The organism is Undibacterium sp. GrIS 1.8 (assembly GCF_040544445.1).
Taxonomy (GTDB): domain Bacteria; phylum Pseudomonadota; class Gammaproteobacteria; order Burkholderiales; family Burkholderiaceae_D; genus Undibacterium.
On the sequence record NZ_JBEONQ010000001.1, the window covers coordinates 239,159 to 254,833 of the forward strand.

7 protein-coding genes are annotated in these 15,675 nt (G+C 43.7%); 5 read left to right on the forward strand and 2 right to left on the reverse strand.

Going from position 1 to position 15,675, the window contains the following annotated elements; genetic code table 11:
* Positions 1–494 precede the first annotated feature (494 nt).
* Positions 495–1,631, reverse strand: a complete 1,137-nt coding sequence (locus AAKU64_RS00980) for an alpha-D-ribose 1-methylphosphonate 5-triphosphate diphosphatase (protein ID WP_354360939.1) — start codon at positions 1,629–1,631, stop codon at positions 495–497.
* 76 nt (positions 1,632–1,707) lie between these two features.
* On the opposite strand from AAKU64_RS00980, the gene AAKU64_RS00985 reads away from it, so the two are divergent.
* Positions 1,708–2,436 (forward strand): DUF1045 domain-containing protein, encoded by a 729-nt coding sequence (locus AAKU64_RS00985; protein ID WP_354360941.1) that lies wholly within the window; start codon positions 1,708–1,710, stop codon positions 2,434–2,436.
* Between the two features lie 8 nt (positions 2,437–2,444).
* Here AAKU64_RS00985 and AAKU64_RS00990 read toward each other — a convergent pair whose 3' ends face one another.
* Positions 2,445–3,368, reverse strand: coding sequence for a LysR family transcriptional regulator (locus tag AAKU64_RS00990; RefSeq protein ID WP_354360943.1), 924 nt, complete (start codon positions 3,366–3,368; stop codon positions 2,445–2,447).
* A 277-nt stretch (positions 3,369–3,645) separates the two neighbouring features.
* Between AAKU64_RS00990 and AAKU64_RS00995 the strand changes: the two genes are divergently transcribed.
* The 4 genes from AAKU64_RS00995 (at position 3,646) to AAKU64_RS01010 (ending at position 15,399) form a co-directional block, all read left to right on the forward strand.
* Positions 3,646–3,924, forward strand: coding sequence for a DUF4148 domain-containing protein (locus AAKU64_RS00995; RefSeq protein WP_354333718.1), 279 nt, complete (start codon positions 3,646–3,648; stop codon positions 3,922–3,924).
* A 464-nt stretch (positions 3,925–4,388) separates the two neighbouring features.
* On the forward strand, positions 4,389–6,422 hold the full coding sequence (locus AAKU64_RS01000) for an oxidoreductase (protein WP_354360945.1): 2,034 nt from the start codon (positions 4,389–4,391) through the stop codon (positions 6,420–6,422).
* An 818-nt stretch (positions 6,423–7,240) separates the two neighbouring features.
* The gene (locus tag AAKU64_RS01005; protein ID WP_354360947.1) at positions 7,241–10,006 is read left to right on the forward strand and encodes a TonB-dependent receptor domain-containing protein; all 2,766 of its coding nucleotides are present in this window, start codon (positions 7,241–7,243) and stop codon (positions 10,004–10,006) included.
* 2,309 nt (positions 10,007–12,315) lie between these two features.
* Entirely contained in the window at positions 12,316–15,399 is a 3,084-nt protein-coding gene (locus tag AAKU64_RS01010) for a TonB-dependent receptor (protein WP_354360949.1), read from the forward strand.
* The last annotated feature ends 276 nt before the right edge of the window (positions 15,400–15,675 follow it).

Genomic DNA, 15,675 nt, shown 5'->3' on the forward strand with positions numbered 1-15,675 from the left:
TTTTGCAAATAACTTTAAGTTTTTTGTCCTGAAGATGTAAATAAGTATGTCAAAAGGTATCAAAAAATCTTAATACGTCATGGAACCACTGCCGTCAGATTGCTGTCAATCTACTCGTGCCCATGTAGCACAAAAAAACAACAAGACGGTTTTTTGGCTTGCTTAGGTTTTGTGCATTTTAAAAAATCTCTAAAGCCTGATTTTTTTCTTAAACCAAATAACTTTGGTAGTATTTTCCAAATAAATCCAAATAAAAATTGGTAAAAATTATTATTATAAGTATTTTATTTTTTATAAAAATAATTTTCGATTTTTTATATCTTAATTGTTTTCCCAATAATTGCATTTGTTGAGTTATTGCCACTGGGAACTATAAGAAATTGCATCAAATAATTGCACTAAATTGACCCAAATTAGTGCAATTTATAAATGTAAGTTTTTGTAAGTGCGTTTATTTTTATTTATAAAATAATAATTTATTGTTGCTCTCAAGCTCAGACAATCTGCTTCCCTGCCTTCCAAACCCCGACAACCACCGGAAAATTCTCGACCATCCGCACCCGAATAAAGTCTGCACGTAAGCCTTTTGTGATTGCTCCCCGATCATGCATACCTAAGATTTTTGCGGGATTACTTGTTACTGTTGCAATTGCTTTTGGTAGAGTCATGCCCGACTCTTGGAGTAAAAAAGCGGCGTGTAATAAGCTGGCTGGAACGTAATCTGATGACAAAACGTCTAGCAAATCAGCCTTGGCTAAGTCTTTGGCTGATATATTGCCCGAATGAGAGCCGCCGCGAACGACATTGGGCGCGCCCATGATGATGGCTAATTGATGCTCGCGGGCAGCTTGTGCCGCGGCTAAGGTGGTGGGGAACTCTGACATGCTGACGCCTTCGAGCACGCCCTCGTTGACATGATCTAGTGTGGTGTCATCATGGCTAGCCAAAGGGATGGGCGTTGCTAACTCGCGGCACAATCTGACGACTTCCCTCCGGTTAGCCGCAGCGTGGGTTTGCTGGCGTTCTAGTAAATGTGCCAACATACCATCCACTTTTTCGTTGGTCCAACCACGCTTGCCCGTTACATAGGTACGATAATGTTGCAAATTCGTCCACTGTCTTTGACCTGGCGTGTGATCCATTAACGAGACGAGTTTTAAGCGATGATCTTGCAGGAATGGCGTGAACATCTCGATCAGCTTTGGTTCTGCTAGCTCAAGGCGTAAATGTAAAAAATGATCTGCGCGCAAAATAGCGGCGCTTGCTGCAGTTTGCAAACCCTGAATACTGGCATGCAATGTCTGCATGCGCAGGCTGTCGGTATCGATATCGCCGATAGCAATTGCATCCAATACAGTGGTGATACCAGAAGCGGCAATTTGCGCATCGTGCGCAACAATTGCGGGCAAGATCGGCCAACTGACCTTGGGGCGCGGCATTAAATGTTTTTCTAGGTTGTCAGTATGAATTTCTACCAAACCTGGTAGTAGAAAATCTCCGTCCCAATCAGTGCCTGCTAATCCAGTATTGCCGGAGGACACATCGGTAATCATTTGGTCTTCATAACAAAAGCTACCGATAAATTCGGAATCGGTCGTCACGATTCTGGCGTTGCGTATGGTGTGTATCATATCGATTTTGATTATTGGGTGCGGCTGGAAGCATAGCATGCGCTATGTGGCGAAACGCGCTCAATCCAATAGGCCTATGACACGTTACGCTCTCTATTTTGCGCCCAATGCTGATTCACCCTGGTGGCATGCCGGTTGCCATTGGCTGGGGCGAGATCCGTCGTCTGATACACATCCCTCACAAAATCTGATCTCTGGAATGAAGCCAAATTACCTCGCGGATCTGACTCAAAATGCGCGCAGGTACGGATTTCATGCCACCTTAAAAGCACCATTCAGTCTGGCACAAGGCGTAAATGAAGATGATTTAGTGCAGCATGTCACTCAATTTTGTCAACAAGCTGTAGCGCTGAACATCGTTACGCCGAGTGTACAAAAGTTGGGGGATTTTTTAGCACTGCAAACGACCACCGGCCATAGCGAAATTGCAGCGCTTGCCCAAGACTGCGTGGTATATTTTGATCCATTACGTGCGCCGATGACGGATGCTGACTGGCAAAAGCGTCGCCAACAAAATTTGACGGCGCGGCAAGAAGAGTTGCTAAAACGTTGGGCTTATCCTTATACCGAAGAGCAATATCGCTTCCACATGACACTGACCGATTCTCTGGCGCATATCGATGACTCAACGGCGTTAATTTTGCAGCAGGCTGCTGAAGCATGCTTTGCAATTGATGTACCTTTAAGCATCGATCATCTTTGTATTTTTAAAGAAGAGTATCCGGGTGCAGCGTTCTCGCTACTGCATCGCTGTTATTTTCGTGGGCGCGTTCACGCGGTTAGCCCAGTCAATATAGACGACTAAAGTAGACACTAACTCAGCCACATATAACTCTCAGGATGTGGAAATTGGTCGGAAACAAAATTAACAAAGTTTCTGACCTTGGCCGACAGCAAACGACGGCTTGGATAGACCATAGAGACTGACACTTCGCCCAACGAGTATTCGGGAAATAACCTGACCAAGCGACCGCTAATTAAATCGTCGCCCAAAGTAAACGAAGGACGCAACACCAAACCCATACCGGCTAGCGCGCAAACCCTGAGTACATCGGCATTATTAGAAATAACGCAGCTATGGATGGGAATTGGTCGCGGCTCGGGCAAAGCGCCCTTCCGCCCCTGAACCATCCAGTTATCCCGCATGAAGTCATAACCAAAATTCAGGCACTTATGGTTAGACACATCGTCGGCATCTTTCGGCACACCGTATTGCTTTAAATACTGAGGCGATGCGCACAACATCACCTCGGAAGTAGCAAGCTTACGGGCGATCATGCTAGCGTCTATTTTTTGTAAGTTAAGGAAAAAACCAACATCAATTCCCTCCTCTACCAGATCGACAGTCCGATCAGAAATCCTGACATCCAACACGACGTCTGGAAATTCTTTAGCAAATCTAGGTAATAAGGGCGCTAGCTGGGTCTTGCCAAAACCGGGGTGCGAGTAAATCCGCAAGGTGCCGCTAGGCTTTTTTGCAGAGAATGAAGCAACCGCATCGGCGTCATCCACATCGGCCAAAATTTGGCGCACACGCTCTAGGTAGATTTGCCCTGTTTCTGTCAATGATAGTTTTCGAGTGGTACGATTAAGCAAGCGCGTCCCAAGATGCGTCTCTAAATCAGCCATGTAACGAGTGACTACCGCATTGGACACCTCCAGCGATAACGCGGCACGGGCAAAGCTCCCTAGCTCGACTACCTTAGAAAAAATACGCATCGATTGCAAGCGATCCATTTTTCAAGCCCCTTATTGTTTCGTATTCCGCAATAGTATATTACTGATTACCACCTTTCTTGTTCAATCCGAAAAGCCTACACTCCTTTCATCGGTGTGCAGTGCAACATAAATAGCGCATCGAAGCCAAATCCTCAGGCATGTTGCAGTTGGCATCGGAAGTGAATGGTGTAGGTTTTAATTCACTTCTCATGCAAATTGAGACCGGCATATGCCGAGCCAGGATTGGTCCAACGATGAGTTACCACTTACTTAATTTGATTACTGGAGAATGAACATGAATGCGAAACAAATATTTGCTGCTGTTAGCCTGATCGCTTTGACAACTAGCGCTGCTTTTGCTGCAGATGCGACAACGTCCACAAAAACTCGTGCTGAAGTCGTCGCTGAGTTGGCACAAGCCCGCGCAGCTGGCGAGCAAGTTGGCGGTCAAGAATTTGCCTGGTTTGTAGCGCCGAAAAGCACAACTGCAACAGCAAGCACTACAAAAGACCAAGCTGACTCTAAATTAGAAACAGCTAAAGCAGCAAAAGCTAAAACTAGCACTACTGAATAAGTCAAAGTTAAGCTGATGTAAGTGTTAACTCAGGCTTACATCTGCTTTAACTCAGTTTTTACTTCTGGCAAATATCGCCAGAGCGTTAGAAAACTTTGAGCAGATCAGATGTTAAAACGCCACCTTAAGGTGGCGTTTTGCTTTTATATAGAACATTATTTTCCTCCACAAAAAAATACTCCCACCTAGTAATATTAAGTTGTCCATAGAATTACCGGACAATAAGGCGATTTTAACAATATTTATGGGGAGTATATGAATACTGCCCAACTTTCATCTTACAAGAAGCAGTAAATACGGCCTTAATGCCTGCAATACAACAGCGCAGTGTGCGGTATCAATTTTTTAGGAGTGCCGCTTTTAGAAGCCATACTATTAGAGTGCACAAACTATCTCTTAGTTATCCCTTACTAACGGCATTTGTGTATTCTTGCGCAACACCAACACTTTTAGTAAAGCGTCCCATGCCAAACCCACATTATCCACACTTGCTCGCCCCGCTGGATCTCGGCTTCACGACTCTGCGTAACCGTACCATCATGGGTTCTATGCATACGGGTTTGGAAGACCGCTTTTATAATTATCACAAACTAGCAGAGTATTTTCGTGAAAGAGCGCGTGGTGGCGCAGGTCTGATCGTCACTGGCGGCATCTCACCCAACCGGCGTGGCTGGTTGTTGCCATTTGGCGGCACCATGAATAGCCTTGCCGATATCTGGAATCATAAAAAAGTCACCCGCGCCGTGCATGAAGAAGGCGGCAAGATTGTGATGCAAATCCTGCACTCTGGTCGCTATGGTTACCAACCCTTCGTCGTTTCCGCCTCGGCGAAAAAATCGCCAATCTCCCTGTTTAAGCCCAAAGCGCTGACCGAGAGCGGCATCGAAAGTACCATACGAGCTTATGTACGCTGCGCCAGACTGGCACAAAAATCCGGCTATGACGGGGTTGAAATCATGGGCAGCGAAGGCTATTTGCTCAACCAATTTCTGTGCGCCCGCACCAACCTGCGCCAGGACCGCTGGGGCGGCAGCATCGAAAACCGCATGCGTCTGCCAGTCGACATCGTCCGTCGCGTACGCGCTGCTGTCGGTAGCAACTTCATCATCATGTATCGCCACTCTATACTCGATCTTGTCGAAGGCGGTAACAGCTGGCAAGAAGTGGTAGAAGTAGCGCAGGCGCTAGAGCAAGCTGGTGTGAATATTCTCAATACTGGTATCGGCTGGCATGAAGCCCGCGTGCCTACAATCGTCACCTCGGTACCGCGCGCGGCATTCGCCAGCGTCGCTGGTCGCCTGAAAAAAGCGGTGTCGATTCCCGTAGTCGCCTCCAATCGTATCAACATGCCTGACCAGGGCGAGGCGATTATTGCGCGCGGCGATGCCGACATGGTATCGATGGCACGACCGTTTTTAGCCGATCCAGAATTTGTCAACAAAGCCGCCGCTGGGCACGCCGATACCATCAATACCTGCATCGCCTGCAATCAAGCCTGTCTTGATCATACCTTTTCGAACAAACGTGCCTCCTGTCTGGTCAACCCGCGAGCCGGACATGAGACCGAATTACGCTATATCAAAACCATCAGGCGCAAACGCGTTGCCGTCATCGGCGCAGGCCCAGCGGGATTATCTGCCGCCACTGTCGCCGCCGAATGTGGGCATGATGTGACCTTGTTCGACAGTAGCGACAGCATCGGCGGCCAGTTTAAAATCGCCATGCAAGTGCCGGGTAAAGAAGAGTTTGCAGAAACCTTGCGCTACTTCGGTAAGAAAATCACCTCGACAGGTGTCAAACTCCAATTGAACCAACGCGTCACCCGCGAGCAATTGTTATCACAAAGTTTTGATGACATTATCGTCGCCACCGGCATCGTGCCACGCACGCCTAAATTAGAGGGCGTCGCTCATCCCAAAGTTTTATCCTACATTGACGTCCTGCTGCATAAAAAACCGGTAGGCAAACGCGTTGCGGTCATCGGCGCAGGCGGCATCGGCTTTGATGTCGGCGAATACTTATTGCACGACCCGGCAGTCGCCTTGCCAGTGAGCTTGCAACACTGGTTTGCCGAATGGGGCGTTGACCCACAAGCGCATAGCAACGGCGGTCTGATCACACCAGAGCCCGCACATCCGTATCGCCAGATTTATCTCTTGCAACGCAAAGCCAGCAAAGTTGGCGCAGGCCTCGGTAAAACTTCAGGCTGGGTACATCGCGCTACATTACAACGCAATGGCGTAGAAATGCTGGCGGGCGTTGAGTATCTAAAAATTGACGATCAGGGTTTACACATCACCGTCAACGGTCAAGCACGCGTACTGGAAGTCGATAACGTCATTCTCTGCGCGGGGCAAGAATCATTGACTGTACTGATGCCAGACAAGCCTACGGATCAAAGTCCAAGGTTTCATAAAATTGGCGGTGCGGCATTGGCATCGGAACTGGATGCGAAGCGGGCGATTAAAGAGGGTGCTGAATTGGCTGTTAGTTTGTAGTTGTACAGATTTGTATAAAATTACAGCCCCAAGTGTATCTGCACATTGCAAAATAGGTAGTATAACTACATTCAATAAAGCAATTTAAAGCTATAGATCTACTCACTCAAGCAATCTTTGCTGGCTTACCTGTGCTTACCTGACAGATCCAGCAATTTTCTGGACGTCGCCAGAAAAATCTCCTCCTCCAAGCTGATTATTAAGAACCTTAGTTTCGCAAGAACTAAGCTTCAATCTGGCCGAAGACTTATCTAAAAAGCAAATCAGTCATTTGGCAAATCCACATAAAAAGATTAACTTTTTAATAAATAAAGTGAGATGTTTTTTGTAACTTAATAATACAAAACGCATCATATCGTACTGGCTCTTGTTATTTTTTGATCTTAAAAACCTCACTAAAAACCCCGAATAATTATTATTTTTTTAATATCAAAAATAATAATTATTATGAAGATAATTTCAAATTAACTATATAAAAATACGTTTAATTTTATAAATTCAATTAAATTAAGAATTTTATCCTTTAAAAAAATGAAGTAAATAAGTTATAAAAAAGATAGCTTAAGGCCTAAATAAATCAAGTAAATAATAAAAACTGTATCTGAAATGTAAATAAAGCGTTGTATTTTTGGATGTTGTTTGTGAGTACGTTTATTGACAGCCTTCTTGCAGAAATGCTCCCATGCTTCATCAAGAAATTTTGGCGAATTTGTTTACATGCGAGTGTCGAAAAACTTGGTTTTATTTACAAAATATCGTACGAGAAAAGTTTGAGAAGTTGAAAAATTCGTACATCAACCATCCTTAGGAGTTTAATAATGATTAAAGAAAAAATTCTGTCTCGATCAGTCAGAATCATATTCTCAAGCAGCATAGCAGTGAGCTTAGGTTTGCTAACACAACCTGCTTTCTCCCAAGAGGAAACTACGGCGCAAAGAGTTGAAATTACCGGTTCATCAATTAAACGAGCAGAAAAAGAAGCTTCGTTGCCGGTTCAGGTCGTCTCCCGCGAAGATATCCAAAAACTAGGCGTTACCTCCTCAGAACAATTGTTAAGCTCACTAACTGCGAATAGTGCCGTGGGCGGAACAACAACCGCACAAGGTGCTGGCGCATCAACTTACGGCTTGGCAAGTGCGAGTTTGCGCAGCTTGGGTGCAAATAAAACATTAGTATTAGTGAACGGTCGTCGTCTGGCTAACTATGCAACCGACGGCACTACGGTCGACATCAACTCCATTCCGCTGTCACAAGTTGACCATGTGGAAATTTTAAAAGATGGCGCATCAGGCGTATATGGATCAGACGCCATCGGCGGAGTAATTAACTTTATTCTGCGTAAGAATTTTGTTGGTTTGGAAGCAACTGGCTACGCTAGTGGCAGCACTGCAGGTGGCGGTCAAACTCAAAAAGCTGGTGTGATTTGGGGGTTCGGTGACTACGACAAAGATCGTTTCAACATCATGCTTTCTGCAGACCTGTCAAAAGACACTCCAATATATGGAAGTCAGCGCTCTTATGCGAATCATACTTCAGACGAAGTAAATGGCTTATTTGATCAAAGTGCGACACCAAGCGGAGCATTGCGTAGCTTTGACCCAAACACTACAGCGAATGCTGGTGGTGTTATTCCAAATAGTTTGAATTCACAAGGAGCAGGACTGGGCAACCCTCTTTCTCCCGGTAACTGCGGACAAAATGGCAGCTACTATGCTGCTGCGGAAGGTACCTGTCGCTTTAATTCCTCTCCATTTGTTCCGCTGACACCAGATATTCAGCGTAGTACCGTTGCAGGGTCGTTTCGATTCAAATTGACAGAAAAAGACGAATTTTTTATTGACGCGTTCGCGTCACACACTGTAACGAAAAGGGCGGAACAACCCTCACCATATAGCGTGTCGTTCTTAGCAACCGACAATAAATTTGCAACTCAAAATGTCTATCCAGCAATTATAATTTCACCGACGAGTCCTTATTACCCGAGCTCGTATCTGGCGGCTAACCATCCAGAGGTATTGGGACAACCCGTAACAGTGAGCTACCGCGCGTTTGATGGTGGTGGCCGTGAACAATCCGATACAGCAAACCAAGGACATTTTGTTTCGGGTTTTCGCGGTACGGTAAAAGACTATGATTACGACATTGCTTACTCCCACAATTCAAGCAGTGTATCTGAGGCAACTCAGGCTGGTTATCAAAATCAGGTAGCGTTAGCACAGCTTTTAAGCAATAACAATTCTTTTAATCCATTCGTTCAGTATCAAAATCCAGCTTTAGCAGCTCAAATCAAGGCTACTAATTATGTTGGTAACATGTTGACATCGACATTGGGAACGGATTCCCTGGACGGAAAGATTTCAGGCGAATTATTTAAATTACCCGCAGGTATGGTTGACTTCGCTGTTGGAGCGTCTGTTCGTAATGAGACCATGGACTTTGTGCCAAGCGCAGCTTTTCAGTCCGGAGATATTTCAGGTTATGGCGGTCAAGCTTTACCACTAAGCGCCTCACGCCACTCCTCATCTATATTCGGTGAACTCGCAATTCCTATTGTGAAAATGCTTGAGGCTGATTTGGCGCTAAGAACAGATAAATATCCTAACGCTACTTCAACTAATCCTAAAATTAGTTTCCGCTTACAACCTGTATCACAGCTCTTAATTCGTGCGTCTTATGGCACAGGGTTCCGCGAACCAGCTCTTCCAGAACTATACACGCAGCAAACTGTAGGCACTACTGCGAGTTTTAAAGATCCTGTAACTGGCGTAAAAAATCAATTCACTCAATTAAACGGTGGCAACCCGAATCTGAAACCTGAAAAATCTGAACAATCGTCTGTAGGTTTTGTACTTGACGTTACTAAAGATTTATCAATGAGTGTTGATTACTGGAAAATTAATGTAAGTAACTTGGTAACGGCCCTAGACCCACAATTTATCGTGCAACAAGCAGCTGGTGGCAACGCAGCTTACACTGGCTTAGTTCAACGTGACAGCGCGGGTAATATCACTCAAATTTCTGCACTAAATTTAAATGCGGGAGGAATGAAAACTGCTGGTGTCGACGTTGATGTGAAATGGCGTTTATTAAAATCCCCAGAGTACGGTAATTTTTCGGCGCATTTGAACGGTACATACACTAATAAATTTGACTTTACGTTACCTGACGGCACCGTACAACCTAGTGTTGCATCCTCATTGGATGTCAACGGTGCGCCGTTAAATGCAGTGAACGGTGGGGGCATTATTTTCCGCTGGAGACATCAATTAGAAATGGATTGGAGCAAAGCCGCCTATGGTGTGTCTTTGATTCAAAATTATCAATCGGGTTATGCGGATAACGTTCCTCAAGGTTTCTCAAGCCAAACAACACCAAATAAAGTTGGCTCATTCCAAACTTGGGATTTGCAGGCTTCTTATACTGGGTTCAAAAACTTGACTCTACGTTTAGGTGTTAAAAACTTGTTAGATAAAGAACCTCCTTTGGCAATTACGCTTGGTCAGTATTTCCAAACTGGCTATGATCCATCGTACTATGATCCACATGGTCGCGTAATTTACACTACAGCAACATATAAATTTTAATTAATTGCTTTTAGCGTAAAACTAGAAACGCACTATCTGGTTTTCTACGTTTAAGTTAATGAAAAATTTAGTAATATATTTTATGCTCTGTCCTGAAATCGGGTTATCGACTGAGGTTTTTTCTCTGAAGAGATTTTCGCCCTGTTTAAACGGTTTTAGCAAATAGACGCCCGGTGCACCGCATCGGGCGTTTTCTATTTCAGCGCCAGATCTGATCCTTCATTATTCTAAATATACTTAAGGGAGACGCAGGCCAAATAAAAAGTCTCTAAGTATTCGGTTTTTTAGCATTCCAAAAACTATTTTGTGTATATTAAATTGCCTCCAGTAAAGCTGGAGGTTTATTTCTGCAGCGCCTCAACGTTACTGGGCGTAACCCATGATCCTCTAGAGCGGTCACAGTCTTAATTTCATTTTATCTTAGCGATCATCTATTATGTATATTCGCTACGAACTTGCACTACAGTGTCCGGGAATTTAACGCTCGAAGAGATAAACTCGGCGCTCCATACGTCGACGTGGTTTTCTATATCCTAATAAGCAGCGTCGATATCAGCCAAAGGCACCGGACGCAAACTTTGTTTCATTACAGCCTGAGTAGAAGCAATATAATCACGCTGTAACTAAAGACGGGCATGCTAACGATATGGGTACAGCTCATAATCACCTAAATATAAGGCTTCCATATAGGCAACAGCAGCAGATGTCTCGTTGTCGAATTAAGGTGAATGTCAAAAAACGTAGGCCGTATAAGTCAACGCTGCTCAACGCGGTCGGTATGACATCGCGTTGATCTGCACACTCTATCCAATTGATGGCTTGGGTTTGGCGACGGGAGAAGTCTAATTTCTCGTAGACGCTTTGAATATGTACTTCGACAACCTCGCAAATGCGCTCGAACAGGGACTTATTTATAATTAGCTTGAAGATTTAGCGGTTCTTTTGCGGAAGTCGCTTCCGTAAAACGGACACTGCCGGCACTGAGAGGAAGTTCTGACAAATTTCAAAGCGATAGCGTTAAGAACCCCGCGGGCAGACTGATAAACTGGCGGTAGGCGCCTGACTGTCGTCACAAGGTGGCTTTGTGACGACAGTCAGGCGTTTTGCATACTGGTGCCAGCAATGATTTTAAGATAGTTGGAGAGCTACAACAACAACTCACTAACATCGATATTACTTTTGATATACGGTAGTGAGCTTCAGAGTAAACATTTGATGTCCTTGCCGTAAGTAATTAATTTGTAATCGACGCCTGGCACATCAATCGGCTCTTTTGAGCGGCGCGCATAATTTTTAGAATTAAGGGTACGCCATAATTAGCTCACGATGGGTTCTTGCAGAAGTTGACCTCGACGTTCCGAGCGGTTACACGGGATGGTGACTTTCACCAAAGAGGTGCCGTGTCATCGTGTTCGTTGTCGACTCCGCGATCGATCAAATAACCGAATATGAAGATACTTCTATAAATCATTGCTACACATTAGCATCTTGCCAAATCAAAACATTAGTGTCACATATTAAGATATATAGCATTGTAAGTACTCGGGCGTTTTCGTTTTTGACCGAACTCGAATGCTATTTAAAATAGTGTAGATGGCCCTTACGATTATTTTAAGGATATATTTCTATTTTTTTTCATCGTATAAAACCGATTGGCTCAATTTCTATGCATCATTTAACGACCAAATTAGTTGCAAATATATGGCTAAGATAACAATTACAGTTGTAACAATATGTAATTAATTATTTGCACCAAAAATCATCTTGGGAAATATATCTATTTTCAATCATGCAAAAAAGTTGTTAATTAATATTATGTTAATTTTAATTTTTGGAAATTTAGTATAAGAAAATTTAATTAAATAAGAATAAAACAAAAATTTAATTTCGTTTAAACCAAAATATCTATTAATTAATCTTGAAATGCTCAAATTTCGAACATTTGCCGAATTTTTTAGTGCGCCGCACAAAAAAAATCATCAGTCGATAACTTTTATAGTTTTCATAAAAATTATCTGTTGTTTTTCAGGGAGCCTAGAAACCTCCTAGATTGACACTCATAACCTCAAAATGTTCACATGAGATATGAATATTTTTTTGATGGGTTTGCTTACATTTGTAAGATTGAAAAAAATCTTACTTACATATGTGTAACAACAATGTGATTCGATAAATTGTTGCAATGCTCTTGTTAAATTATATTCGGTAAAAAGATTTATTTATCAGCCGGCGGATACTCTAAAAAATCAGAATATTCAGCTGCGCAATATTGTGTATCGCTTTATTGAACGACATTATTAGGAAATCACATGTCTAAAAAAAATCTAGTTTTTAATAAGACGTTGGTTGCGCGTGCGCTAACGATCGCATTTGGTGTGGGCGTAATTACCGTTGGTATTGCTCCGAGTGTCATGGCGCAATCTAATGCTGCAGGTACTGTGTTCGGAAAAGTAAGTCTTGGGTCTGCTACGTCAGTAGTTTTAAAAAATACAGATACAAACTTGACCCGCACAGTGTTAGTTGACGCGACAGGTAAATTCCAAGCAACAGCGTTGCCAAATGGACATTACAAAGCAACTTTGATGAAAGAGAGTACCGCATTAGGCTCCACTGACCTCGATGTTTTAGCTGGACAAGGTGTTGAGGCTAATTTCGGAACCGCTGCCTCAGGCGTTCAATCGATCGAAGTTTCTGCTCGCCGCAGTCGTATCGACGTGTCCAATGCAACTAATGGTGCAACGTTCACCGCCAAGGAACTCGCAAAAATACCCGTAACACAATCTGTCGCAGGCATCATTCAGTTAGCCCCTAATACAACGAAAGCAGACTCCCGTTATGCCGGTGGTGCAAGTTTCGGTGGTGGTGGTGCATCTGAGAATGCCTATTATATTAATGGTTTCCCCGTGACTAATCCGTTGACACAGTTAGGTTCCTCAGAGCTTCCATTTGGTGCAATTAGCCAAGCTCAGATCTTGACAGGCGGTTTTGGTGCTGAATTTGGCCGATCTATCGGCGGCGTTGTTAATGTAACCACAAAAAGTGGTACTAATAATTGGGAAGCTGGTGCTTACGCAAGTATCACACCAAACGCTTTGCGATCTACACCATTAGATATTTACTATCCTAAAACTGGTGCAGCAGAAAATAAAGGTACAGATGGAACTTTATATCTACGACGCCATGACAACACGAATGAGGAAAAGAAAGTCGGTGCTTACATTGGTGGACCAATCATTCAAGACAAATTATTCATGTTTTTGGCCGTTGAGGATACTAAAACTAAGTCAACTGGTGTAGTTGGTTCTACAGCAAGTAGCTCAATTGGTACCAACGGGTATTCTGAGACACAAGATGAAGTTCAGCGCTACATGGGTAAGTTCGATTGGAATATTACCGATGATCATCGTTTAGAATTAACTTTGATCGGTGATAAACCAACTACCGACCAACAATTATATGGTTATAACTACGCTACGGGACAGTCAAATGGCAAACTCTCGAGCTCTGGGCACTATACCAACATAGACAATGTCACTCCTTCGACTGGTGCTGACGTACAGATCTTGAAATATACGGGTAATCTTACGCAGGATCTGACACTAACAGCACTTGTTGGTCAAAGTAAGAGTAAACATATCAACTCGTTTGATGGATACGACGTAAGTCAGCAACTGTTCCAAGTTGGTGCACCTCCCTCAGCTCGTGTACCAGGAATAACATACACCAACCCACAAGCACTAACTGGTACAGTATCGCCAGCAGGCGCTGAGGACACGGTGAAATCTTATCGTCTTGATCTAGAGTATAAGTTAGGCCAACATACAATCCGTGCTGGTATGGATAGTAACAAACTGTCATCACAAAATGCAGGTGACTTAACGGCAGGTGGTGGAATTTGGACGTACGGCCATGTTGCGGACCCATTTAAACCAATCACGCTAACCGGTCAGTCCGGTGTGATTGTGGGTAACGGCGGTGGCTATGGTGCTCAAGGTTACTATGTTCGTAAGCAAATTTTTAGCGATGCAACTTCTGCCTATTCCGATCAATCAGCTCAATATATTGAAGATCGCTATCAAGTAACAAAAGACGTGTTGATCACTTTAGGTTTGCGTGACGAGCAATACAAAAATCGGAATGGTGATGGTGAGACTTTCTTAGAAATAAAAAACCAGTTGCAACCTCGACTGGCTGCAGTTTGGGATGTCAATGGTGATTCTTCAACTAAAATCTTTAGTAGCTTAGGTCGTTACAGCGTTCAAATCCCTACACATCTAGCAGTTCGTGGAGCAAGTCGTTCCAGCTATTTGCGTCAATACTACACGTATACAGGTGTGGACGCGAATGGTGTTCCGACAGGTACGAACCCTATTACTGGTGTTCTCTCACCAGATAACGAATTTGGCCAAGCTAAATTAGCACAAACAGTTGCCGCTCTTGATATGAAGCCAAACATGCAAGACGAGCTTACTTTGGGTTTCGAAAAAGCTTTTTCTTCTGACTTGAATTTCGGTGCTAAGGTTACGTATCGTAAGTTGCGTGCAACCATTGACGACTTCTGTGATCAAAGACCGTTTGATAAATGGGCAGCGAGAAACAATGTTGATGAATCAAATTGGGGTGGATTTAACTGCGCATCATTCAATCCGGGTGAAGACAATACGTTTTTAGTCGATTTTGCTGGTACTGGAAAAAATTTAACGAAAGTTAAACTGACCGCCGCAGAACTCGGATTCGATAAAGCAGAACGTACTTACACTGCAGTCGATTTATTTGCTGAGCATCCATATCGCAGCGGCTGGTACGGTAAAGTGAACTACACCTGGTCGCGTAGTAAAGGCAACACAGAAGGTCAAACCTTGTCAGACGTAGCGCAAACAGACGTTTCTGCTACTCAAACTTGGGATCATTATGAAATCATGCAGTATGCAAATGGCCTACTACCAAATGATCGTACTCACCAAATCAAAGCATATGGTTTCTATGATTTGACTCCGCAGTTAAGTGTAGGTGGTAATTTGTTGATTGCGGCTGGTCGTCCGAAGAACTGCTTAGGTACTTATCCACAAGCATTGCAAGCCAATGATCCCGGATTCCCTGACTACGGCTCTGCCTACCACTATTGCAACGAGTTGCCATCGCCACGCGGTAGTGTCGGCAATCTGCCTTGGGATGTACGCTTAGATATGAACTTTGCTTACAAGTTAGAACAAGTCAAAGGTTTGCAATTTAAAATAGATATCTTTAATGTATTTAATAAACAAACTGTTCAAACAATTGACGAAACTTATAATTTGGATGCTACAACAGTATCTTCAACTTATGGCCGTACGATTAGTTACACAGCCCCACGCAGTGCAAGGTTGGCAGTGCAATACGATCATAAGTTTTGATCTAAGTTAATAAATAAGCAACAGTGATGTCCCGGCCTGAAGTAGGGTACAGATTTAAGTTTTCTCTCTGAAGAGATTTCCGCCCTGTTTCAACGGTTTTAGCAACAGACGCCCGATGCAATGCACCGGGCGTTTTTGTCTTATCTCGCCAGATCTAATACACAATATTGCGTAGCTTAACTGTAAGCGTCCAACCCCACCATCTTTTCAGAAGGCAGGTACGGTGTTAAGTGCGGAGCGGCAGCAATTCATCAATGCGGCTGTTTGGGCAGGTAG

Excerpts from the sequence above, each read along its gene's own strand:
- AAKU64_RS00995 (WP_354333718.1), top strand. The coding sequence starts at position 3,646 with ATGAATGCGAAACAAATATTTGCTGCTGTTAGCCTGATCGCTTTGACA.
- AAKU64_RS01000 (WP_354360945.1), top strand. The coding sequence starts at position 4,389 with ATGCCAAACCCACATTATCCACACTTGCTCGCCCCGCTGGATCTCGGC.
- AAKU64_RS00990 (WP_354360943.1), bottom strand. The coding sequence starts at position 3,368 with ATGGATCGCTTGCAATCGATGCGTATTTTTTCTAAGGTAGTCGAGCTA.
- AAKU64_RS00985 (WP_354360941.1), top strand. The coding sequence starts at position 1,708 with ATGACACGTTACGCTCTCTATTTTGCGCCCAATGCTGATTCACCCTGG.
- AAKU64_RS01010 (WP_354360949.1), top strand. The coding sequence starts at position 12,316 with ATGTCTAAAAAAAATCTAGTTTTTAATAAGACGTTGGTTGCGCGTGCG.
- AAKU64_RS01005 (WP_354360947.1), top strand. The coding sequence starts at position 7,241 with ATGATTAAAGAAAAAATTCTGTCTCGATCAGTCAGAATCATATTCTCA.
- AAKU64_RS00980 (WP_354360939.1), bottom strand. The coding sequence starts at position 1,631 with ATGATACACACCATACGCAACGCCAGAATCGTGACGACCGATTCCGAA.